General features: G+C 71.1%; 24 protein-coding genes. 4 read left to right on the top strand and 20 right to left on the bottom strand.

The window, feature by feature from the left end; genetic code table 11:
• Nucleotides 1–137: 137 nt before the first annotated feature.
• Complete coding sequence (locus tag OG285_RS27700) at nt 138–869, bottom strand: VIT1/CCC1 transporter family protein (RefSeq protein WP_356824830.1); 732 nt, start codon at nt 867–869, stop codon at nt 138–140.
• Between the two features lie 359 nt (nt 870–1,228).
• On the opposite strand from OG285_RS27700, the gene OG285_RS27695 reads away from it, so the two are divergent.
• Genes OG285_RS27695 through OG285_RS27685 form a run of 3 tightly spaced genes read left to right on the top strand, consistent with a single transcriptional unit; the run spans nt 1,229 to nt 4,358 of the window.
• A complete protein-coding gene (locus OG285_RS27695) occupies nt 1,229–2,188 on the top strand; it encodes a sugar ABC transporter permease (protein ID WP_356825920.1) in 960 nt (319 codons plus the stop codon).
• Nucleotides 2,185–3,039, top strand: a complete 855-nt coding sequence (locus OG285_RS27690) for a carbohydrate ABC transporter permease (RefSeq protein WP_371792534.1) — start codon at nt 2,185–2,187, stop codon at nt 3,037–3,039. Before OG285_RS27695 ends, OG285_RS27690 begins: the two co-directional genes overlap by 4 nt.
• Nucleotides 3,039–4,358: an ABC transporter substrate-binding protein gene (locus tag OG285_RS27685; RefSeq protein WP_371792533.1), complete on the top strand. Its 1,320-nt coding sequence runs from the start codon at nt 3,039–3,041 to the stop codon at nt 4,356–4,358. Before OG285_RS27690 ends, OG285_RS27685 begins: the two co-directional genes overlap by 1 nt.
• 15 nt (nt 4,359–4,373) lie before the next feature.
• Here OG285_RS27685 and lgt read toward each other — a convergent pair whose 3' ends face one another.
• The 11 genes from lgt to hisI form a co-directional block, all read right to left on the bottom strand.
• The gene (gene lgt / locus OG285_RS27680) at nt 4,374–5,354 is read right to left on the bottom strand and encodes a prolipoprotein diacylglyceryl transferase (RefSeq protein ID WP_371792532.1); all 981 of its coding nucleotides are present in this window, start codon (nt 5,352–5,354) and stop codon (nt 4,374–4,376) included.
• Nucleotides 5,355–5,439: 85 nt separating this feature from the next.
• Complete coding sequence (locus OG285_RS27675; protein ID WP_356824838.1) at nt 5,440–6,264, bottom strand: thioredoxin domain-containing protein; 825 nt, start codon at nt 6,262–6,264, stop codon at nt 5,440–5,442.
• A 72-nt stretch (nt 6,265–6,336) separates the two neighbouring features.
• Nucleotides 6,337–7,167 carry a tryptophan synthase subunit alpha gene (trpA, locus tag OG285_RS27670; RefSeq protein ID WP_356824840.1) on the bottom strand — a complete coding sequence of 277 codons (831 nt, stop codon included), beginning with the start codon at nt 7,165–7,167 and terminating at the stop codon, nt 6,337–6,339.
• Nucleotides 7,164–8,411, bottom strand: coding sequence for a tryptophan synthase subunit beta (gene trpB, locus OG285_RS27665; RefSeq protein ID WP_356824842.1), 1,248 nt, complete (start codon nt 8,409–8,411; stop codon nt 7,164–7,166). Before trpB ends, trpA begins: the two co-directional genes overlap by 4 nt.
• 66 nt (nt 8,412–8,477) lie before the next feature.
• Nucleotides 8,478–8,615, bottom strand: coding sequence for a tryptophan biosynthesis modulator TrpM (gene trpM, locus OG285_RS27660; protein ID WP_368078203.1), 138 nt, complete (start codon nt 8,613–8,615; stop codon nt 8,478–8,480).
• Between the two features lie 6 nt (nt 8,616–8,621).
• Entirely contained in the window at nt 8,622–9,431 is an 810-nt protein-coding gene (trpC, locus tag OG285_RS27655; RefSeq protein ID WP_356824844.1) for an indole-3-glycerol phosphate synthase TrpC, read from the bottom strand.
• Nucleotides 9,432–9,545: 114 nt separating this feature from the next.
• The gene (locus OG285_RS27650; RefSeq protein ID WP_371792531.1) at nt 9,546–10,043 is read right to left on the bottom strand and encodes a DUF2752 domain-containing protein; all 498 of its coding nucleotides are present in this window, start codon (nt 10,041–10,043) and stop codon (nt 9,546–9,548) included.
• Nucleotides 10,044–10,146: 103 nt separating this feature from the next.
• The gene (locus tag OG285_RS27645; RefSeq protein WP_356824846.1) at nt 10,147–10,395 is read right to left on the bottom strand and encodes an HGxxPAAW family protein; all 249 of its coding nucleotides are present in this window, start codon (nt 10,393–10,395) and stop codon (nt 10,147–10,149) included.
• A gap of 152 nt (nt 10,396–10,547) precedes the next feature.
• On the bottom strand, nt 10,548–11,198 hold the full coding sequence (locus tag OG285_RS27640) for a TIGR02234 family membrane protein (protein ID WP_356824848.1): 651 nt from the start codon (nt 11,196–11,198) through the stop codon (nt 10,548–10,550).
• Entirely contained in the window at nt 11,198–12,700 is a 1,503-nt protein-coding gene (locus OG285_RS27635; RefSeq protein WP_371792530.1) for an anthranilate synthase component I, read from the bottom strand. Before OG285_RS27635 ends, OG285_RS27640 begins: the two co-directional genes overlap by 1 nt.
• A 51-nt stretch (nt 12,701–12,751) precedes the next feature.
• Entirely contained in the window at nt 12,752–13,120 is a 369-nt protein-coding gene (gene hisI, locus OG285_RS27630; protein ID WP_371792529.1) for a phosphoribosyl-AMP cyclohydrolase, read from the bottom strand.
• 95 nt (nt 13,121–13,215) lie between these two features.
• Between hisI and OG285_RS27625 the strand changes: the two genes are divergently transcribed.
• Nucleotides 13,216–13,848, top strand: a complete 633-nt coding sequence (locus OG285_RS27625) for a TIGR03085 family metal-binding protein (protein ID WP_356824854.1) — start codon at nt 13,216–13,218, stop codon at nt 13,846–13,848.
• Between the two features lie 49 nt (nt 13,849–13,897).
• Here OG285_RS27625 and hisF read toward each other — a convergent pair whose 3' ends face one another.
• The 8 genes from hisF to hisD are packed head-to-tail and all read right to left on the bottom strand — an operon-like array spanning nt 13,898 to nt 19,635.
• Nucleotides 13,898–14,653, bottom strand: a complete 756-nt coding sequence (hisF, locus tag OG285_RS27620) for an imidazole glycerol phosphate synthase subunit HisF (protein ID WP_371792528.1) — start codon at nt 14,651–14,653, stop codon at nt 13,898–13,900.
• Nucleotides 14,650–15,063, bottom strand: coding sequence for a Rid family hydrolase (locus tag OG285_RS27615; RefSeq protein WP_371792527.1), 414 nt, complete (start codon nt 15,061–15,063; stop codon nt 14,650–14,652). The genes hisF and OG285_RS27615 overlap by 4 nt, the downstream gene beginning before the upstream one ends.
• On the bottom strand, nt 15,060–15,803 hold the full coding sequence (priA, locus tag OG285_RS27610) for a bifunctional 1-(5-phosphoribosyl)-5-((5-phosphoribosylamino)methylideneamino)imidazole-4-carboxamide isomerase/phosphoribosylanthranilate isomerase PriA (protein WP_328376524.1): 744 nt from the start codon (nt 15,801–15,803) through the stop codon (nt 15,060–15,062). Before priA ends, OG285_RS27615 begins: the two co-directional genes overlap by 4 nt.
• Nucleotides 15,803–16,444: an imidazole glycerol phosphate synthase subunit HisH gene (hisH, locus tag OG285_RS27605; protein WP_371792526.1), complete on the bottom strand. Its 642-nt coding sequence runs from the start codon at nt 16,442–16,444 to the stop codon at nt 15,803–15,805. Before hisH ends, priA begins: the two co-directional genes overlap by 1 nt.
• Nucleotides 16,441–16,608 (bottom strand): hypothetical protein, encoded by a 168-nt coding sequence (locus tag OG285_RS27600; protein WP_203599910.1) that lies wholly within the window; start codon nt 16,606–16,608, stop codon nt 16,441–16,443. Before OG285_RS27600 ends, hisH begins: the two co-directional genes overlap by 4 nt.
• 2 nt (nt 16,609–16,610) lie before the next feature.
• The gene (hisB, locus tag OG285_RS27595; protein WP_266861158.1) at nt 16,611–17,204 is read right to left on the bottom strand and encodes an imidazoleglycerol-phosphate dehydratase HisB; all 594 of its coding nucleotides are present in this window, start codon (nt 17,202–17,204) and stop codon (nt 16,611–16,613) included.
• 5 nt (nt 17,205–17,209) lie between these two features.
• Complete coding sequence (locus OG285_RS27590) at nt 17,210–18,316, bottom strand: histidinol-phosphate transaminase (protein ID WP_371792525.1); 1,107 nt, start codon at nt 18,314–18,316, stop codon at nt 17,210–17,212.
• Entirely contained in the window at nt 18,313–19,635 is a 1,323-nt protein-coding gene (hisD, locus tag OG285_RS27585; RefSeq protein ID WP_371792524.1) for a histidinol dehydrogenase, read from the bottom strand. The genes OG285_RS27590 and hisD overlap by 4 nt, the downstream gene beginning before the upstream one ends.
• Nucleotides 19,636–19,651 lie beyond the last annotated feature (16 nt).

Raw genomic sequence — 19,651 nt, 5'->3', positions numbered from 1 at the left:
GAGCAGGCGACGTTGCCTGCGGCGTTCCCCGCTTATGCCCGGTGGTCCGGGGCTCGAAACCGCCCGGTAACCGATACCTATGATGCGGGACGCATAATGTCTCACTCCGTCGCGCCGAAGGCCACCCCTTCAGCCCGTCAGCCCACCGCGGTACCGAACAGCGTGCCGAGCGCGTAGGTGATCCCGGCCGCCGCCCCGCCCAGCGCCAGCTGCCGGAGCCCGCTGTACCACCAGGAGCGTGCGGTGACCCGCGCCACCACGGCGCCGCAGCCGAAGAGCCCGATCAGCGCCAGCAGCAGGGCCGGCCAGAGCGCGGTGGCGCCGAGGAGGTACGGCAGCAGCGGGAGCAGCGCACCCAGCGCGAAGGCGCCGAAGGACGACACCGCGGCGACCAGCGGGGAAGGAAGGTCGTCCGGGTCGATGCCCAGCTCCTCCCTGGCATGGATCTCCAGTGCCTGCTCGGGGTCCCGGGAGAGCTGTTCGGCGACCGCGGCCGCCAGCCCGGGCTCCACCCCGCGCGATACGTAGAGCGCTGCGAGCTCCTTCATCTCGTCCAGCGGGTGCTTGCGCAACTCCCCCCGCTCGACTTCGAGTTCGGCCTGTACGAGCTCGCGCTGCGAGGCGACCGAGGTGTACTCGCCCGCAGCCATCGAGAAGGCTCCGGCCGCCAGTCCCACCAGCCCGGTGATCACGATGGTGCGGTGCGAGACGTCGCCGCCCGCGACCCCGGTCATCAGCGCGAGGTTGGAGACCAGTCCGTCCATCGCACCGAAGACGGCAGGGCGCAGCCAGCCGCCATTGACATCCCGGTGGGTGTGGTTGTCGCGGTGCGCCTCGTGCAGCGCCGCCTCGTTCTCCATGATGGACATCGGTCCCCGCCCTCTCTTTTCGTCAGCACCCCCACGCCGCACAGCGACCCGGGAACACACTCGAAAGTACGCACGAAAAATGGCCTCCGCCAGCAAGGAAGGCCGTACTTACCAGGGGTGCGGAGGGCCGGGACCAGCCCGGATGCGATCTCCCCGAAAGACCATGGAGACATGGATCACACGACAGGCGCGTTGACGCCCCGGAGACGGGTTCGCACTATCTGTAAACGTTTCGCCGAGCGCCCGGGGTGTCCATCGCGTCCGTCCCCACCGACGCGGTCGTGGAGGGCGAGCTCGCGGCGGTCCCTGCTCCGCGCCTCCACCGCGCCGGCGACCGGCCCGGAGAACCCGAGGTCCGTATGAGTCTCACCGCAGCCCGTGGCAAAGACGCCGTGGGCCACCGCGGCGCCCCACCGCCCCGCACCCCCGACCAGCGCAAGCGGGCGCTCGGTCTGGACCGGGGAGCCTGGTTCCTGCTGGCGCCCGCCCTGATCCCGATCCTGGTGCTCAGCGTGGGTCCGCTGCTGTACGGCTTCTCGCTCGCCTTCACCGACGCACAGGCCGGGCGCACGACGCCGACCCGGTTCACCGGGTTCGCCAACTTCGCCGACCTGCTGCACGACACGCTGTTCTGGGAGTCGTTCAGGACCGGCGTCGTCTGGGCCGTCAGTGTCACCGCGCTGCAGTTCGCGATGGCGCTGGGACTTGCCCTGCTGCTCAACGAGAACCTGCGCCTCCGCTGGCTGGCGCGCACGCTCGCGCTGGTCCCCTGGGCCATGCCCGAGGTGGTCGTCGGGATCATGTGGCGCCTCGTGTACCACCCGGACGCGGGCATTCTCAACAGGACACTGACGCAGCTGCACCTGATCAGCGACAACGTCGACTGGCTGACCAGCCTCCCGGTCGCGCTCCCGGCCGTCATCGTGGTCGGCGTGTGGGCTGGGATGCCGCAGACCACCGTGGTGCTGCTGGCCGGGCTGCAGAACGTGCCGGTGGAACTGAAGGAGGCCGCACAGCTCGACGGCGCCGGCCTGTGGCGCCGCTTCACCACCGTGACCTGGCCGGCCCTCGGACCGGTGGCCGCCGCCGTGACCGCGCTGAACTTCATCTGGAACTTCAACTCGTTCGGCCTGGTCTATGTACTGACACAGGGAGGCCCCGGCGGTAGGACCCGGCTGCCGATGCTCTTCTCGTACGAAGAGGCCTTCACCTACGGCCAGTTCGGCTACGCGGCCGCGATGGGCCTGGTGATGGTGGCCCTCATCGCCGTCCTCCTCACCGCGTTCCTGCGCAAGAAGCTCAAGGAGGAGGCGGCATGAGCGTCCCCGCACGGATCCGCGTCCGGCGGACGGCCGGCCGCACCGGTCAGTACCTGGCCCTCCTGTGCTACCTGGTCTTCCTCGCGTTCCCGCTGGTGTGGCTGGTGTCCACCGCGTTCAAGTCCCCCCGTGAACTGGGATCGATCAGCCCCACCTGGCTCCCCCGGCATCCGACCCTGGACAACTTCAGAGCCGCCTTCGACGCGCAGCCGCTGCTGCACTCCGCGCTCAACAGCCTGATCGTGGCGGGCGGCGCGACGGTGATCTCGGTGGTGCTCGCGGTGCCCGCCGCGTATGTCCTGGTCCGCTTCCGCAGCCGGATGTCCACGGTGGCCAACGGCTGGGTGCTGGTCAGCCAGATGTTCCCGTTCGTACTCGTCATCATCCCGCTGTTCCTGGTGCTGAAGAACCTGCACCTGATCGACTCGCTCGCCGGCCTGACCGGGGTGTACGTGGTCTGGAACCTGCCGTTCTCGCTCTGGATGCTCCAGGGGTACGTCAAGGCCGTGCCGGCCACGCTGGAGGAGGCCGCGGCCGTCGACGGCGCGGGACGGCTGCGGACCCTGGTCAGTGTGGTCCTGCCGCTGCTCACCCCGGGGCTGGTCGCCACCGCGATGTTCACCTTCGTCACCGCCTGGAACGAGTTCTTCTTCGCCCTCGTACTGCTCAAGTCCCCGGAGAACCAGACGATGTCCGTGATCCTCACCCGTTTCATCGGCGCCGAAGGCGTCGCCGACCTGGGGCCGCTCGCCGCGGCCTCCGTCATCGCCACCCTCCCCAGCCTGCTCTTCTTCGCGCTGCTCCAGCGCAGACTGGTCGGCGGCATGCTCGCAGGGGCGGTGAAGGGCTGATGCGCACCCGGATCCGTACCGCGGTGACGGCGCTGGCCGCCGCTGCCGGGCTCGTCCTCGTCACCGGCTGCGGCCAGGGGAAGAGCGACGACTCCTCGGGCCGTGTCACACTCCAGTTCCTCAGCCTGGCCTGGCAGAAGGACTCGGTGGCCGCCAACAAGGCGCTGGTCGCGCAGTGGAACGGACAGCACCCCGATGTCCACGTCAGATATGTGCAGGGCAGCTGGGACGGGATCCACGACCAGCTGCTCACCTCCTTCGAGGGCGGCCGGGCGCCGGACATCATCCATGACGACGCGTCGGACCTCACCGACTTCGCGTACGGCGGCTACCTCGCCGACCTGCGCGGGATGCTGCCCACATCGCTGAAGAAGGACATCCCGCGCCAGTCGTGGTCCATGACCACCTTCGGCAAGGGGGTCTACGGCGTGCCGTTCCTCCAGGAGCCGCGCGTGATGGTCGCCGCCACCAGGCTGCTCAGGGCGTCCGGTGTACGGATCCCGACCGCCGAACGCCCCTGGAGCTGGCCGGAGTTCGAGCAGGCCGCCAAGAAGCTCACGGTGCGGGGAGCGGGCGGAAGGACGCAACGGTACGGAGTCGCCTGGTCGATGAAGGAGCCGGTGAGCCAGTCCGTCAACAGCTCCGCGTCCACCGGCGGACAGATCTTCAAGAAGACGGGCGGCAAGAACAAGGTGAGCTTCGACGCCGCCGACTCGGCGGTGTCCCAGGTCATCAACCGGCAGATCAACCAGGACCACACCGCCCCCAGGAGCAGTCTGGGCATGGGCGGTTCGGACACCCTGCCGGGCTTCTTCGCGGGCCGGTACGCCATGGTGCCGCTGAACTTCTCCTTCCGGCAGCAGGTCCAGCAGCAGGCGCCGAAGGGCTTCGGCTGGACCGTGCTGCCGATGCCCGCGGGGAGCGGACCGGGTGGCAGCTCGCAGGGGGTCGTCCCGCAGACCCTCTCGGTCGCGCAGGACTCCCGGCACAAGCAGGCGGCGGTCGACTTCGTCTCGTTCCTCACCCAGGGCAAGAACGCCGCGCGCCTCGCCCTCGGCGACTGGCTGCTGCCGAGCAGCCGCTCGGCGCTGAAGGACCCGGCACTGCGCACCCCCGAGAACGGCTGGCGTACCGGCAGTCGGATGTCCGGCGACCTGGTCCCCTCCCCCGCACTCGGGGTGCGGGGCTACGCGGAATGGAAGGACAAGATCGCCACCCCTGCCTTCCAGGAGTACTACAACGGCTCGATCGGTCTGAACTCGCTGCGCTCCGAGCTCACCGGCGACGGCCAGCGGGTCCTCGACCGGTACCAGCGCTGACGCCTCCCGTGCCGGTCAGCCCTTCTCGGCCTGCGCTTCCGCCTTGACTCCGTCCGGCTCCGCCGTCCCGGCTGCCTCGTCGTGTGCGTCGGGACCCGCGTGACCGTCGGTGTCCTCGCCGTCGGCGTCCCGGGTTTCTCCGCCCTGGGCGTCCTCGGCCGCATCGACGGCGGCGGCCCCGACGGTGGCGGGCTCGACGGTCTCCTCACGGCCCGGCCGCAGCTTCGACGAGACGACCAAGTACGTCACGGCGAGCAGGAACATGATCAGCGCGGTCCAGTCGTTGAGCCGCAGCCCCAGGATGTGGTGCGCGTAGTCGACCCGCATGTGCTCGATCCAGGCGCGGCCCACGCAGTACGAAGCGACATACAGCGCGAACGCCCGCCCGTGGCCGAGCGTGAAGCGGCGGTCCGCCCAGATGACGAGGAGGCCGACGCCGACGCACCAGAGCGACTCGTAGAGGAAGGTCGGGTGGTACGTCCCGGCGACCCTGTCGGTGCCTTCGCTGATCTTCAGCGCCCAGGGCAGATCGGTCGGCTTGCCGTACAGCTCCTGGTTGAACCAGTTGCCCCAGCGGCCGATGGCCTGGGCGAAGGCGAGGCCCGGAGCCAGTGTGTCGGCCCATGCGGGGAGCGGGATCCCGCGGCGGCGGCAGCCGATCCAGGCGCCGACCGCGCCGAGCGCGACCGCGCCCCAGATACCCAGGCCGCCTTCCCAGATCTTGAAGGCGTCGACCCAGTCCCGGCCACTGCTGAAGTACAGCTCGTAGTCGGTGATGACGTGGTAGAGCCGCCCGCCGACCAGGCCGAAGGGCACGGCCCAGACCGCGATGTCGGCCACGGTGCCCGCGCTGCCGCCCCGGGCGACCCAGCGCTTGTTGCCGTACCAGACGGCGACGAAGACACCGATGATGATGCAGAACGCGTAGCCGCGCAGCGGGATCGGTCCGAGATGGATCACGCCGGTCGACGGACTGGGGATGAAGGCAAGGTTCATGGCACCGCAGACGCTACATGGCCGGGCGGGCCGTCGGACCACCCGCCCGGCAACGTATGCGTAACAAGGCCCGCTCCCGGTGGGCTCAGGCCGCGGGCGCCGGTGAGACCGTGCCCGCCTTCTTGCCCTGGTTGGCCTCGGTCACCCACTTCTTCAGATTGGCGGGCGAGATCTGCTCGTTCCCCTTCTTGGGGAAGACCGACTGGCCGTTGAGTTCGACGGTCGGGGTACCGCTGAAGCCGCCCTTCTGGAAGGCCGCGTTCGAGCGCTTCACCCAGCTGTCGTGCTTCCCGCTGTTCACACAGGAAGTGAAGGCGGCCGTCCTCAGCCCCTTGACCTTCCCCGCCAGCTCGATCAGCTTGCTGTTCTGCGCATAGGGGTCCTGGGTCTCCTCGGGCTGGTTCTCGTAGAGCACGTCGTGGTAGGCGGGGAACTTCCTCTCGTCCTGCGCGCAGGCGGCCGCGTTGGCCGCGCGCAGCGAGCCCGTGCCGCCCATGTTGCTGTCGATGAGCGTGGCGATGTGGTACTCGACCTTCAGCCGGCCGGACTTCTCCAGCTCGTGGACGGTGCTGCGGAAGCCGTTCTCGAACTGGCCGCAGGCCGGGCAGCGGAAGTCCTCCCAGACGGTGAGCGTGGACGGTGCGTCGCTCGCGCCCACCGGCACCGCCAGGCTGTCCTTCCCCGTCGCACCACTCGGCACGGTGAGGGGGCTGTTCGCGCTGGAACCGCCGCTGTCCTTGCCGGTGTTGGCCGCGACCACTCCGATCACCGCGGCCAGCGCCAGCACCCCCACCACGGAGCCGCCGACGATCATTCCGCGCTTGCGCCGGTCACGGGCCTTCTGCTTCTCGCGCTCTTCGACGAGCCGCTCTCGGGCGGCCCTCTTCGCGTCTCGGTTCTTCTCGCTCACACCCGCAGCAACGAACCGGGGAGGCACGAGCGTGCCTCCCCGGTCCCAGTTCCACCCGTACGAGCGACGGCGTCAGCTTCGGCGTACGCCCTTGGCCAGGTCGCCCGCCAGTTCGCGGACGGCCTCCAGACCGGCTGCGCCGTTCTCCGCGTCGAGCATCCGCTTGACGAACGCGGAACCGACGATCACCCCGTCGGCGAATCCCGCGACCTCGGCGGCCTGTTCGGCGTTGGAGACCCCGAGCCCCACGCACACCGGCAGCTCGGTGGTGGCGCGGGTGCGCCGTACGAGCTCCTGCGCCTGCTCGCCCACGGAGTTCCTGGTGCCGGTGACCCCCATCAGCGAGGCCGCGTAGACGAAGCCGGACCCGGCCGCGGTGATCGTCGCCAGCCGTTCGTCCCTGCTGCTCGGCGCGACGACGAAGACGGTCGCGAGACCGTGCTTCTCCGCGTGCTCGCGCCACAGCGCGGACTCCTGGACCGGCAGGTCGGGCAGGATGCACCCGGCGCCGCCCGCCTCGGCCAGTTCGGCGGTGAACCTCTCGACGCCGTACCGGTCGACGGGGTTCCAGTACGTCATGACGAGGATGGGCGCGCCGGTGGCCTCGTACCCCTCGCGCACCGTGCGCAGGACGTCGGCGATCTTCACCCCGCCCTTGAGCGCGATGTCGTCGGCGGTCTGGATGACCGGTCCGTCGAGGACCGGGTCGCTGTGCGGCAGCCCCACCTCGACGATGTCGGCGCCGCCCTCGATGACGGCCTTCACCGCCGCGATACCGCCGTCGACCGTGGGGAAACCGGCCGGGAGGTACGCGATGAGCGCCGCCCGGTCCTCGGCCTTCGCCCCGGCCAGGACCGAACTCAGGAGCTCTGTGTTGCCGCCGTGCCCGCTGTTTCCGCTCACTTGGCCGCCACCTCCGCATCCACGTCGTACAGCCCGAAGTAACGGGCAGCCGTGTCCATGTCCTTGTCACCGCGGCCGGACAGGTTGACCACGATCAGCCCGTCCTTGCCCAGCTCCTTGCCGAGGTCCAGCGCACCGGCCAGCGCGTGCGCCGACTCGATGGCCGGGATGATGCCCTCGGTGCGCGACAGCAGCCGCAGCGCCTGCATCGCCTCGTCGTCGGTCACCGCGCGGTACTCGCCCCGTCCGACGTCCTTCAGATAGGCGTGCTCCGGGCCGATGCCCGGGTAGTCGAGCCCGGCCGAGATCGAGTACGGCTCGGTGATCTGGCCCTCCTCGTCCTGGAGTACGTACGAACGGGAGCCGTGCAGGATCCCCGGCTCGCCGGCGGAGAGCGTGGCCGCGTGCTCGCCGGTCGCGATGCCGTGTCCTGCGGGCTCGAAGCCGACCAGCCGCACCGAGGTGTCCGGGATGAACGCGTGGAAGAGCCCGATGGCGTTGGAGCCGCCGCCCACGCACGCGGCGACGGCGTCGGGGAGCCGGCCCGCGCGCTCCAGGATCTGCCGCCGCGCCTCGACGCCGATCACCCGGTGGAAGTCACGCACCATCGCGGGGAAGGGGTGCGGTCCGGCGACCGTACCGAAGAGGTAGTGCGTGCGGTCCACATTGGCGACCCAGTCGCGGAACGCCTCGTTGATGGCGTCCTTGAGGGTGCGGCTGCCGGACTTCACGGCGACGACCTCCGCGCCGAGCATCCGCATCCTGGCGACGTTGAGCGCCTGGCGCTCGGTGTCGATCTCGCCCATGTAGATGGTGCATTCGAGACCGAACAGGGCACAGGCGGTCGCCGTGGCGACGCCGTGCTGACCGGCCCCGGTCTCGGCGATGACCCGGGTCTTGCCCATGCGCTTGGTCAGCAGGGCCTGGCCGAGGACGTTGTTGATCTTGTGGGAGCCGGTGTGGTTGAGGTCCTCGCGCTTGAGGAACATCCGCACGCCACCGGCGTGTTCGGCGAACCGCGGCACCTCGGTGAGGGCGCTCGGCCGGCCGGTGTAGTTGACCATGAGGTCGTTGAGCTCGGCCGCGAAGGCCGGGTCGGCCTTGGCCTTGTCGTACTCGACGGCGACCTCGTCCACCGCGGCGACGAGCGCCTCGGGGATGAACTTGCCGCCGAACTCGCCGAAGTAGCCCTCGGCGCTGGGGATCCGGCCGTCCGGATCCGGGATGAAGAACTCTGAAGACATGCGTGATCTCCGCAGGTACGTAAGGGGTGGTACGCAGGAGGTGAGTGGCGTTGCTGAGCTGTCCGCTCAGCGGCGCCATCGCATGCCGTTGATCTGGCCGGGCTCGGAGCCGATGTGGTAGCGCACCCGTCGCCCGTGCACCCGCCGTGCGGGCGCACGGCAGCCGCGGGGCTTGCACCCACGCGAGAGACGGGCGATGGCCATGCCGGGTCAGTCCCGTCCGTGGCGCAGCGCCGGGTGGGCGCCGGCGGCGACCAGGTCGGCGACGGCCCCCTTCGGGTCGCGGCCGGTGACCAGGGACTCGCCGACCAGCACGGCGTCGGCGCCCTCGTTGGCGTAGGCGATCAGGTCGTGCGGGCCGCGGACACCGGACTCGGCGACCTTGACCACGTGCGAGGGGATCTCGGGGGCGACGCGCTCGAACGTGCCGCGGTCGACCTTGAGGTCCTTGAGGTTCCGTGCGTTGACCCCGATGATCCGGGCTCCGGCGGCGACCGCGCGCTCGGCCTCGTCCTCGTCGTGGACCTCGACCAGCGGGGTCAGCCCGATGGACTCGGCGCGCTCGATCAGCGAGACGAGCGCCTCCTGCTCCAGGGCCGCGACGATCAGGAGCACCAGGTCGGCGCCGTACGCGCGCGCCTCCCAGAGCTGGTACGCGGTGACGATGAAGTCCTTGCGCAGGACCGGGATGTCGACCTTGGCGCGGACGGCCTCCAGGTCGGCCAGCGATCCGCCGAAGCGGCGCTGCTCGGTCAGCACGGAGATGACGGACGCGCCGCCCGCCTCGTAGTCGGCGGCGAGCGCGGCGGGGTCGGCGATGGCGGCCAGCGCGCCCTTCGAGGGGCTGGAGCGCTTGACCTCGCAGATGACCTTCACGCTGTCACCGCGCAGCGCGGCGACGCCGTCCTTGGCCTGGGGAGCCTTCGCGGCGCGGTCCTTGAGCTCGTCGAGGCTGACGCTCGCCTGCCGCTCCGCGAGGTCGGCGCGTACGCCTTCGATGATCTCGTCGAGCACACTCACGCGAGCGGCCCCCTTCCGGGACGTGTGGATGGATCAGGATCAGCCATGGCGATGGTATCCGCAGAAGACCCGGCACCCCGCATCCGGCCGGTGCGAGTTCCGGTCCGTGGACACTCACGGCGCCAGGAAGGACCCCATGGGGAGGTTGCGCAGCACGCTGAAGACCAGGGCGACGGCGCCGATCCCCCACCAGAGGGCCGGCCGGATCGTGAATCGCGCGGACCGACCCCGTACGGCGCGAATCAGCCACACCACCATGACCACGGCGAAGACGCCGTACCCGACGACAGCGAGCGCGTTGTCACCGAGGGCCGCCACGAAGTCGCCGTGGGCGACGGCGTGGGCACTGCGCAGACCGCCGCAGCCCGGGCAGTAGATGCCGGTGACCGCGTACAGCGGGCAGACCGGGTAGTGACCGGGGTGATTGGGGTCGACCGCCCCGACATAGGTGAAGGCGGCGGCGACCGCGGCCAGCGTGCCGGCCGGTACGAGCAGCCTGCGTACGAGCGGCTCCGGGGCCGCGGGTCCGGGGTGTCCGGGAGCCGGGGGCCAGGCCGGCTGCTGGGCAGGGGCCGGGGCACGGAGAGCGGCAGGGGCCGCGTTGGGGTCCACTCGGCGATTCTCCCTGTTCGTACGGGAAGGCGCAGCTCATAGGAGAAGGCGCAGCCCGGGTTGCCGGACTGCGCCCGCAGGACGGTGCTCGCGGGGAGGGCCGTCAGTGCGCCTGCGCCTGGGCGGCCCGGGCCCTGGCCTGGATGAAGGCCTCGGACTCCTTCGGCATGCCGAGACCCGCGGCCTTCATGCCGAGCCCGACGACGCCGCCGAGAACCACGACGACGAGTCCGACGACGACCCCGACCGGGCTGGCCATCACCATGAAGGCGCCCGAGACGCAGAAGCCGATGAAGGCGATGATGACGCCGGTCCAGGCGGCCGGGGTGTGTCCGTGGCTGGTGCCCGCCATGAGTTGCTCCTCGTTGCTGTGTGTCCAGGCCCTGTCCGGGCCGAATGTTCCTCGGTCGCCCGTCCCGGCCGTGGCCCGGCCGGGCGCCGGAAGCTCACGCCCATTGTCGCGCACCGCCGCGCCGGGGGATGAGCTGGGGGGTGAGCTGTCCGTCACGCTCCCCGCGTGGGGTCCTCGCCGCGGTCGAGCGCCTTCCAGATCTCCTCGGGGCGCTCCGGGTCCGGAGCCGTGCGCGGCCTGCGCGGCCGCGGGGTGCCGTCGCGCTCGTACCGGCTGGACATGGTGGGCCACTGCTTGCCGTAGCGGAGGGCGAGCAGGCCGGCGAAGAGGATCAGCAGGCTGCCGAACGCGGCCACGTAGGGCCAGGCCGTGTGCGAGAGCGCCTCGATGGTGGTGGCGGTGTTCCCGGCGGTGGTGGCCGCCTTCTCGTCCAGGGCCGAGCTGTCGCTCGCTCCGGCGACGGCTGCCACGGCCGCGCCCGCCCCGCAGAGCGCGAGCAGCGCGGAGACGAAGAGGCGGCCCGCGCTGCGCACCGCGAAGACGGCGACGAGAGCGGCGAGACCGACGATCGCGAGGGCCGTGGGCACCCCGGTGACATCGCCTCCGTCGGCCGTCAGCGGCAGGGCGCCGCCGCCGACCGGGGCGTTGCCCCGGGCCCAGGTCTGCCCGGAGGCGAGGAGGACGACGGCAGCGCCGACTGCGCCGAGTAGCAGAGCGGTGGCAAGACTGCGGCGGCTGCCCGGGGAGGCTGCGGCCGGTCCTGCTTCGGATCGGGGCTGGGGTACGGCACTCACGCCCTCCACTATCCCCTATGCCCCGAAGGCCGGGTGAGGCGGTTGGCCGAACCGACGGCGCGGAGTACGGCGGCCGCCTTGTTGCGGCACTCGTTGTCCTCGGAGACCGGATCGGAATCGGCGACCACGCCCGCCCCGGCCTGGACATAGGCGGTGCCGTCGCGCAGCAGCGCCGTGCGGATGGCGATGGCGGTGTCGGAGTCGCCCGCGAAGTCGAGGTAGCCGACGCAGCCCCCGTAGAGCCCGCGCCGGGTGGGCTCCAGCTCGTCGATGATCTGCAGCGCGCGCGGCTTGGGAGCGCCGGAGAGCGTGCCGGCGGGGAAGCACGAGGTGAGGACGTCGAAGGCGGTGCGCCCCTCGGCGACCCGGCCCGTCACGGTGGACACGATGTGCATGACGTGGGAGTACTTCTCGACCGACATGAAGTCGACGACCTCGACGGAGCCCGGCTCACAGACCCGCCCGAGGTCGTTGCGTCCGAGGTCGACCAGCATCAGGTGCTCGGCGCGCTCCTTCGGGTCGGCGAGCAGCTCGTCGGCGAGTTCCTGGTCCTCGCGGGGGGTCGCTCCGCGGTGCCGGGTCCCGGCGATGGGGTGCACCATGGCGCGCCCGTCCTCGACCTTGACCAGCGCCTCGGGGCTGGAGCCGACGACGTCGAAGCCGTCGAAGCGGAAGAGGTACATGTACGGCGAGGGGTTGGTGGCGCGCAGTACCCGGTAGACGTCCAGCGCGCTCGCCGTGCAGGCGGTCTCGAAACGCTGGGACGGCACGACCTGGAAGGCCTCCCCCGCCCTGATGCGCTCCTTGATGTCCTCGACCACGTCCTGGTAGTCCTTGCCGCCCCAGAGCGCGGTGTACTCGGGAAGCTCGGACGCGGGCAGCACGGCGGGCGCGGTCCCGGCGGGACGCGTGAGGTCGGCCTCCATGGCGTCGAGCCGGGCCACGGCGTCGGCGTACGCCTCGTCGACGCCGGTGTCGAGGTCGTTGTGGTTGATCGCGTTGGCGATCAGCATGACCGTGCCCGCCCAGTGGTCGAGCACGGCGAGGTCCGAGGTGAGCAGCATGGTCAGCTCGGGAAGCTTCAGGTCGTCCCGCTCGCCGGGTCCGACCTTTTCGAGACGGCGCACGATGTCGTAGCCGAGGTAGCCGACCATGCCGCCGGTGAAGGGCGGCAGGCCGCCCGCGAGGTCGCGCGGGGTGTGCAGCGCCTCGACGGTGGCGCGCAGTGCCTGCAGCGGGTCGCCGTCGACCGGCACGCCGACCGGCGGGGCGCCCTCCCAGTGGGTGGCGCCGTCGCGCTCGGTGAGGGTGGCGGCGGACCGTACGCCGATGAAGGAGTAGCGGGACCAGGTGCGCCCGTTCTCGGCGGACTCCAGGAGGAAGGTGCCCGGGCGCTCGGCGGCGAGCTTCCGGTAGAGACCCACCGGGGTGTCTCCGTCGGCGAGGAGGGTGCGGCTGACGGGGATGACGCGGCGGTCGGCGGCGAGCTTGCGGAAGGTCTCCAGGTCCATGGCGGAAGTCTAGGGGCCGCGGCCGGGCCCCTGATCAGCGCGACCGCCGTCTCAGCCGAGCAGGATGTCCGCGTCGAAGCAGGTCCGCTCACCCGTGTGGCAGGCCGCGCCGACCTGGTCCACCTTCACCAGGACCGTGTCGGCGTCGCAGTCGAGGGCGACCGACTTGACGTGCTGCACGTGCCCGGACGTGTCGCCCTTGACCCAGTACTCCCGGCGGCTGCGCGACCAGTACGTGCAGCGGCCGGTGGTGAGGGTGCGGTGCAGGGCCTCGTCGTCCATCCAGCCGAGCATCAGTACCTCGCCGGTGTCGTACTGCTGGGCGATGGCCGGCACCAGGCCGTCCGCGCTGCGCTTGAGGCGCGCGGCGATGGCGGGGTCGAGACTGCTGGACTGCGGTGTGCTGGGCGTGCTGCTCATGGGTCCATTGTGCCGCCCGCGCGAGGCCCGGCAGACCCGGCCGCCCACCACAGTCCACTGGGCGGAACGGCGCGCGCGGCCGTACGCTGGCGGGCATGTCGACCCATGCCAAGCGCGAACGACTTCTCCTCGCCGACCTGTTGGAGGCGGCGGGTCCCGGCGCCCCGACGCTCTGCGAGGGCTGGAAGACCCGCGATCTCGCCGCCCATGTGGTGGTACGCGAGCGGCGGCTCGACGCGGCGGGCGGGATCATGATCGGCGCGCTCAAGGGGCGTCTCGACCGGGTCCAGGGCGAATTCGCCGCGAAGCCGTACGAGGAGCTGATCCAGCTGATCCGTACGGGGCCGCCCAAGTTCTCCCCGTACTCGCTCAAGCAGGTGGACGAGGGCGCCAACGCCGTCGAGTTCTTCGTGCACGCCGAGGACGTCCGCCGGGCGCAGCCCGACTGGTCGCCCCGCGAGGTGGACCCGGTGTTCGCCGAGGCTCTGTGGCGGCGGCTGGAGAAGGCGGCCAGGCTGATGGGGCGCAAGGCTCCGGTGGGTCTCGTGCTGCGGCGGCCGGACGGTCAGACCGCGGTCGCGCACCGCGGCACGCCGGTGGTGACGGTCACCGGGGAGCCGGGCGAGCTGACGATGTTCGCCTTCGGGCGGCAGGACGCGGCGAAGGTGGAGGTCGACGGGGACCCGGAGGCCTCGGCCAGGGCGATCGAGGCCAGGCTCGGCATGTGAGCGGCCGGCCGGCGGCCCCTGGGGGAGGCGGCCGACCGGGCCTGCGGCGCTACCTGACCGGGTGACCGGCCTGCCTCAGCTCGTCCTTGACCTGGGAGATCCGCAGGTCACCGAAGTGGAAGACCGATGCGGCGAGCACCGCGTCGGCGCCCGCGCCGACGGCCGGAGGGAAGTGCCCCAGGGCGCCCGCGCCGCCGCTCGCGATGACCGGGACGGTGACGTGTGCGCGTACCGCCGCGATCATCTCGGTGTCGTAGCCGTCCCTGGTGCCGTCGGCGTCCATGGAGTTGAGCAGGATCTCGCCCGCCCCGAGCTCGGCCGCCCGGTGCGCCCACTCGACGGCATCGATCCCGGTGCCCCGGCGGCCGCCGTGCGTGGTGACCTCGAAGGTGCCGTCGGCGGTGCGGCGCGCGTCGACCGAGAGGACGAGCACCTGGCGCCCGAAGCGCTCGGCGATCTCGCTGATGAGTTCCGGGCGGGCGATGGCCGCGGTGTTCACGCCGACCTTGTCCGCGCCGGCCCGCAGCAGCTTGTCGACGTCCTCGGTGGTGCGGACGCCGCCGCCGACCGTGAGCGGGATGAAGACCTGCTCGGCGGTACGGCGCACCACGTCGTACGTCGTCTCGCGGTTGCCGGACGAGGCGGTGATGTCGAGGAAGGTCAGCTCGTCGGCGCCCTCGGCGTCGTAGAGCCTGGCCATCTCGACGGGGTCGCCCGCGTCCCGGAGGTTCTGGAAGTTGACGCCCTTGACGACGCGGCCGTTGTCCACGTCCAGGCAGGGAATGACCCGTACGGCGAGTGTCATGCGCGCTCCCTGCGGTACGCCTCCACCTCGACCTCGACGACCAGGCTGGGGTCGACGAAACCGGAGACGATGATCATTGACGCGGCGGGGCGCACCGCGCCGAACCGCTCCTTGTGGGCGCGGCCGACGTCGTCCACGTCGCGGGCGTGCGTGACGTACATCCGGGTGCGGACCACGTGCTCGGCGCCGAGGCCGAGCTCCCTGAGCGCGTCGACGGCGACACCGAAGGCGGTGACGGCCTGTTCGTACGGTCCGCCCTCCGCGATCCGGCCGTTGGCCATGGCGGTGCAGCCGGCGACCAGCACCAGGCCGCTGGGGAGCTCCACGGCGCGGGAGCAGCCGATGGACTCCTCCCACGGGCCGCCGGAGGCGATACGGCGTACGCCGTCGTCCGTGGCGCCTTCGCTCATGCCGCCACCGCTACCGCTTCGAGGGCCTCTTCCAGGGTGAACGCCTTGGCGTACAGCGCCTTGCCGACGATGGCGCCCTCGACACCCGAGGGGACGAGCGAGGAGATGGCCCGCAGGTCGTCGAGCGAGGAGACGCCGCCGGAGGCGACGACGGGCTTGTCCGTGGCCGCGCAGACGTTCTTCAGGAGCTCCAGGTTGGGGCCCTGGAGGGTGCCGTCCTTGGCGATGTCGGTGACCACGTAGCGGCCGCAGCCCTCGGAGTCGAGGCGGGCGAGCGTCTCGTAGAGGTCGCCGCCGTCACGGGTCCAGCCGCGGCCCCGCAGGGTCGTACCGCGTACGTCGAGGCCGACCGCGATCTTGTCGCCGTGCTCGGCGATGATCTTCGCGACCCACTCGGGGGTCTCCAGCGCCGCGGTGCCGAGGTTGACCCGGGTACAGCCGGTGGCGAGCGCGGCGGCCAGGGAGGCGTCGTCGCGGATGCCGCCGGAGAGTTCGACCTTGATGTCCATCGCCGAGGTGACCTCGGAGATCAGCTTCCGGTTGTCGCCGGTGCCGAAGGCGGCGTCGAGGTCGACCAGGTGCAGCCACTCGGCGCCCGACCGCTGCCAGGCGAGCGCTGCCTCCAGCGGGGAGCCGTAGGAGGTCTCGGAGCCGGACTCGCCGTGGACGAGGCGGACCGCCTGGCCGTCCCGGACGTCGACGGCGGGGAGGAGTTCGAGCTTCTTCTGCAAGGCGGACATCAGAGGGTTCCGATCCAGTTGGTCAGCAGCTGGGCGCCGGCGTCGCCGGACTTCTCGGGGTGGAACTGGGTGGCCGACAGGGCGCCGTTCTCGACGGCCGCGACGAAGCGCTCGCCGTGCGTGGCCCAGGTGACGCGCGGGGCACGGATGTTGGCGTTGGTGACTTCGAGCGACCAGTCGTGCGCCGCGTAGGAGTGCACGAAGTAGAAGCGCGCCCCGGCGTCGAGCCCGGCGAAGAGCTCGGTGTCCGCCGGGGCTTCCACGGTGTTCCACCCCATGTGCGGGACGACGTCGGCCTTGAGCGGGCCGACCGTGCCGGGCCACTCGTCGAGGCCCTCGGTCTCCACGCCGTGCTCGATGCCGCGCTCGAACAAAATCTGCATCCCGACACAGATCCCCATGACCGGTCGGCCGCCGGCCAGCCTGCGGCCGACGATCCAGTCGCCGCGGGCCTCCTTGAGCCCCTTCATGCAGGCGGAGAAGGCACCGACGCCGGGGACGAGGAGTCCTTCGGCGTTCATGGCGCGGTCGAAGTCACGGGTGATCTCGACCTCCGCTCCGGCGTGCGCGAGCGCGCGTTCGGCGGAGCGGACGTTGCCGAAGCCGTAGTCGAGGACCACGACCTTCTTGCGGTCGGTCATGTCCAGATTCCCTGGATACGCATCACACCCGCCGCCAGGCACATCACGGCTCCGATGGAGAGCAGCACGATGAGGCTCGCGGGCATCTTCTGCTTGGCGAAGGAGTAGACACCGCCGGCCAGGAAGAGGCCGACGACGATGAGGATGGTGTTGAGGCCAGTCATGCTTACAGCGCGCCCTTGGTCGAAGGAAGAATGCCCGCTGCCCGCGGGTCGTGCTCGGACGCGTAACGCAGCGCTCGGGCCAGGGCCTTGAACTGGCACTCCACGATGTGGTGGGCGTTGCGCCCGTACGGCACGTGGACGTGCAGCGCGATCTGGGCCTGCGCGACGAACGACTCCAGGATGTGCCGGGTCATCGTCGTGTCGTACTCGCCGATCATCGGTGCCATGTTCTCCGGCTCGGTGTGCACCAGGTAGGGGCGGCCCGAGAGGTCGACGGTGACCTGGGCGAGCGACTCGTCCAGCGGCACCGTGCAGTTGCCGAACCGGTAGATGCCCACCTTGTCGCCGAGCGCCTGCTTGAAGGCGGCGCCGATCGCCAGGGCGGTGTCCTCGATGGTGTGGTGCGAGTCGATGTGCAGGTCGCCGTCCGTCTTGACCGTGAGGTCGAAGAGGCCGTGGCGGCCCAGCTGGTCGAGCATGTGGTCGTAGAAGCCGACCCCTGTCGACACGTCGACCTTGCCGGTGCCGTCGAGATTGATCTCGACCACGACCGAGGTCTCCTTGGTGGTGCGTTCCACCCGTCCGATGCGGCCCACGCGAGTCATGCGGTGATCTCCTTGTGCAGTGCGCGTGCCGCTTCGAGGAACGCGTCGTTCTCGGCCGGAGTGCCCACGGAGACCCGCAGCCATCCGGGGACCCCGTTGTCCCTGATCAGGACACCGCGGTCGAGGATCGCCCGCCAGGCAGCCTGGGCGTCCCGGAAGCGGCCGAACTGGATGAAGTTGGCATCGGACTGCGTCACGTCGTATCCGATGGAGCGCAGCTCGCCGACGAGCCTGTCGCGCTCGGCCTTCAGCTGCTCGACGTACCGCAACAGGGTATCCGTGTGCTCCAGGGCGGCGAGCGCGGTGGCCTGGGTGACGGACGACAGGTGGTACGGCAGCCGGACGAGCTGGACGGCGTCGACCACGGCCGGGTCCGCCGCGAGGTAGCCGAGCCGCAGCCCGGCCGCGCCGAACGCCTTGGACATGGTCCGGGAGAGGACCAGGCGGGGGCGGCCCTCGATCAGCGGGAGCAGCGAGGGCGCGTGGCTGAACTCGCCGTACGCCTCGTCCACCACGACCATCGAGGGCCCCGCCGCCTGTGCCGCGTCGTACAGCGCGAGGACGGTCCCGGCATCGACCGCGGTACCGGTGGGGTTGTTGGGCGAGGTGATGAAGACGACGTCCGGCCGGTTCTCGGCGATGGAGCGCTCGGCCGCCGCGACGTCGATGGTGAAGTCCTCGTTGCGGGGTCCGGAGATCCAGCCGGTGCCGGTGCCGCGGGCGATGAGGGCGTGCATCGAGTACGAGGGTTCGAAGCCGATGGCCGTGCGGCCGGGGCCGCCGAAGGTCTGGAGCAGCTGCTGGATGACCTCGTTGGAGCCGTTCGCCGCCCAGACGTTGGCCGTCGTGACCGTGTGCCCGGCCGTCCTGGTGAGGTAGCGGGCCAGCTCGGTGCGGAGCTCGACGGCCTCGCGGTCGGGGTAGCGGTTGAGCGTGCGGGCCGCCTCGCGTACCCGCTCGGTGATCCGGTCGACCAGTGCCTCGGGCAGCGGGTACGGGTTCTCGTTGGTGTTCAGCCGTACGGGGACGTCCAGTTGGGGCGCCCCGTAGGGGGACTTGCCGCGCAGTTCGTCCCGTACGGGCAGGTCGTCGATGCCGGTCATGCGGTGGGCACCTGCCATCCGAACCTCGCCTTGAGGGCGGCGCCGTGCGCGGGCAGGTCCTCGGCCTCGGCGAGCGTCACCACGTGGTGGGTGACCTCGGCCAGCGCGTCCCGGGTGTAGTCGACGATGTGGATGCCGCGCAGGAACGACTGGACCGAGAGGCCGGAGGAGTGGCAGGCGCAGCCGCCGGTGGGCAGCACGTGGTTGGACCCGGCGCAGTAGTCCCCGAGGGAGACCGGGGCCCAGGGGCCGACGAAGACGGCTCCGGCGTTGCGGACCCGGGCGGCGACCGCTGCGGCGTCGGCGGTCTGGATCTCCAGGTGCTCGGCGCCGTACGCGTCCACGACCCTGAGGCCGTCCTCGACCGAGTCGACGAGAACGATCGCGGACTGCTTGCCCTCCAGCGCGGGCACGATCCGGTCGGTGACGTGCTTGGTGGCGGCGACCTGCGGGGCCAGTTCCTTCTCGACCGCGTCGGCCAGCTCCGCCGAGTCGGTGACGAGGACGGCGGCGGCCATCGGGTCGTGCTCTGCCTGGCTGATCAGGTCGGCCGCGACGTGCGCCGGGTCGGCGGTGGCGTCGGCGAGGACGGCGATCTCGGTGGGACCCGCCTCGGCGTCGATGCCGATCCGGCCGGTGAAGTACCGCTTGGCCGCCGCGACCCAGATGTTGCCGGGCCCCGTGACCATGTTGACCGGGGGGCAGGACTCGGTGCCGTGGGCGAACATCGCGACGGCGGTGGCGCCGCCCGCCGCGTACACCTCGTCGATGCCGAGCAGCGCGCAGGCGGCCAGAATCGTCGGGTGCGGCAGGCCGCCGAACTCCCTCTGCCCCGGGGACGCGAGGGCGATCGACTCGACCCCGGCCTCCTGGGCGGGGACCACGTTCATGACCACGGAGGAGGGGTAGACGGAGCGTCCGCCCGGCGCGTACAGCCCGACACGCTCGACCGGTACCCACTTCTCGGTCACCTTGCCGCCGGGGACGACCTGGGTGGTGTGTTCGGCGCGCCGCTGGGCGCGGTGGACCAGCCTGGCGCGCCTGACCGACTCCTCCAGCGCTGCCCGCACGGCCGGGTCGAGCCCGGCCAGGGCGTCGGTGAGGGCGGCCGCGGGCACCCGCACCTGCGCCAGCCGCACACCGTCGAACTTCTCCGCGTACTCGATGAGCGCCGCGTCGCCGCGATGGTGCACGTCCTCGCAGATCGGCCGCACCTTTTCCAGGGCGGCCTGTACGTCGAAGTCGGCACGGGGCAGCAGGTCGCGCAGGGCGCCGCCCTCGGGGAGGGCGTCGCCGCGCAGATCGATTCGGGAGATCATGACCCCAATTCTCTCA

This window comes from Streptomyces sp. NBC_01471, from assembly GCF_041438865.1.
Lineage (GTDB): Bacteria > Actinomycetota > Actinomycetes > Streptomycetales > Streptomycetaceae > Streptomyces.
Note: the sequence above shows the minus strand (reverse complement) of the source record. Positions and strands in the feature narration are given on the sequence as shown.

Excerpts from the sequence above, each read along its gene's own strand:
- OG285_RS27685 (WP_371792533.1), top strand. The coding sequence starts at position 3,039 with ATGCGCACCCGGATCCGTACCGCGGTGACGGCGCTGGCCGCCGCTGCC.
- OG285_RS27645 (WP_356824846.1), bottom strand. The coding sequence starts at position 10,395 with ATGGCGGGCACCAGCCACGGACACACCCCGGCCGCCTGGACCGGCGTC.
- lgt (WP_371792532.1), bottom strand. The coding sequence starts at position 5,354 with ATGAACCTTGCCTTCATCCCCAGTCCGTCGACCGGCGTGATCCATCTC.
- OG285_RS27690 (WP_371792534.1), top strand. The coding sequence starts at position 2,185 with ATGAGCGTCCCCGCACGGATCCGCGTCCGGCGGACGGCCGGCCGCACC.
- trpB (WP_356824842.1), bottom strand. The coding sequence starts at position 8,411 with ATGTCTTCAGAGTTCTTCATCCCGGATCCGGACGGCCGGATCCCCAGC.
- trpM (WP_368078203.1), bottom strand. The coding sequence starts at position 8,615 with ATGGCCATCGCCCGTCTCTCGCGTGGGTGCAAGCCCCGCGGCTGCCGT.
- priA (WP_328376524.1), bottom strand. The coding sequence starts at position 15,803 with ATGTCCGCCTTGCAGAAGAAGCTCGAACTCCTCCCCGCCGTCGACGTC.
- hisI (WP_371792529.1), bottom strand. The coding sequence starts at position 13,120 with ATGAGCAGCACGCCCAGCACACCGCAGTCCAGCAGTCTCGACCCCGCC.
- hisF (WP_371792528.1), bottom strand. The coding sequence starts at position 14,653 with ATGACACTCGCCGTACGGGTCATTCCCTGCCTGGACGTGGACAACGGC.
- OG285_RS27695 (WP_356825920.1), top strand. The coding sequence starts at position 1,229 with ATGAGTCTCACCGCAGCCCGTGGCAAAGACGCCGTGGGCCACCGCGGC.
- OG285_RS27700 (WP_356824830.1), bottom strand. The coding sequence starts at position 869 with ATGTCCATCATGGAGAACGAGGCGGCGCTGCACGAGGCGCACCGCGAC.
- OG285_RS27590 (WP_371792525.1), bottom strand. The coding sequence starts at position 18,316 with ATGACCGGCATCGACGACCTGCCCGTACGGGACGAACTGCGCGGCAAG.
- OG285_RS27615 (WP_371792527.1), bottom strand. The coding sequence starts at position 15,063 with ATGAGCGAAGGCGCCACGGACGACGGCGTACGCCGTATCGCCTCCGGC.
- OG285_RS27600 (WP_203599910.1), bottom strand. The coding sequence starts at position 16,608 with ATGACTGGCCTCAACACCATCCTCATCGTCGTCGGCCTCTTCCTGGCC.
- OG285_RS27625 (WP_356824854.1), top strand. The coding sequence starts at position 13,216 with ATGTCGACCCATGCCAAGCGCGAACGACTTCTCCTCGCCGACCTGTTG.
- OG285_RS27635 (WP_371792530.1), bottom strand. The coding sequence starts at position 12,700 with ATGGACCTGGAGACCTTCCGCAAGCTCGCCGCCGACCGCCGCGTCATC.
- hisD (WP_371792524.1), bottom strand. The coding sequence starts at position 19,635 with ATGATCTCCCGAATCGATCTGCGCGGCGACGCCCTCCCCGAGGGCGGC.
- hisH (WP_371792526.1), bottom strand. The coding sequence starts at position 16,444 with ATGACCGACCGCAAGAAGGTCGTGGTCCTCGACTACGGCTTCGGCAAC.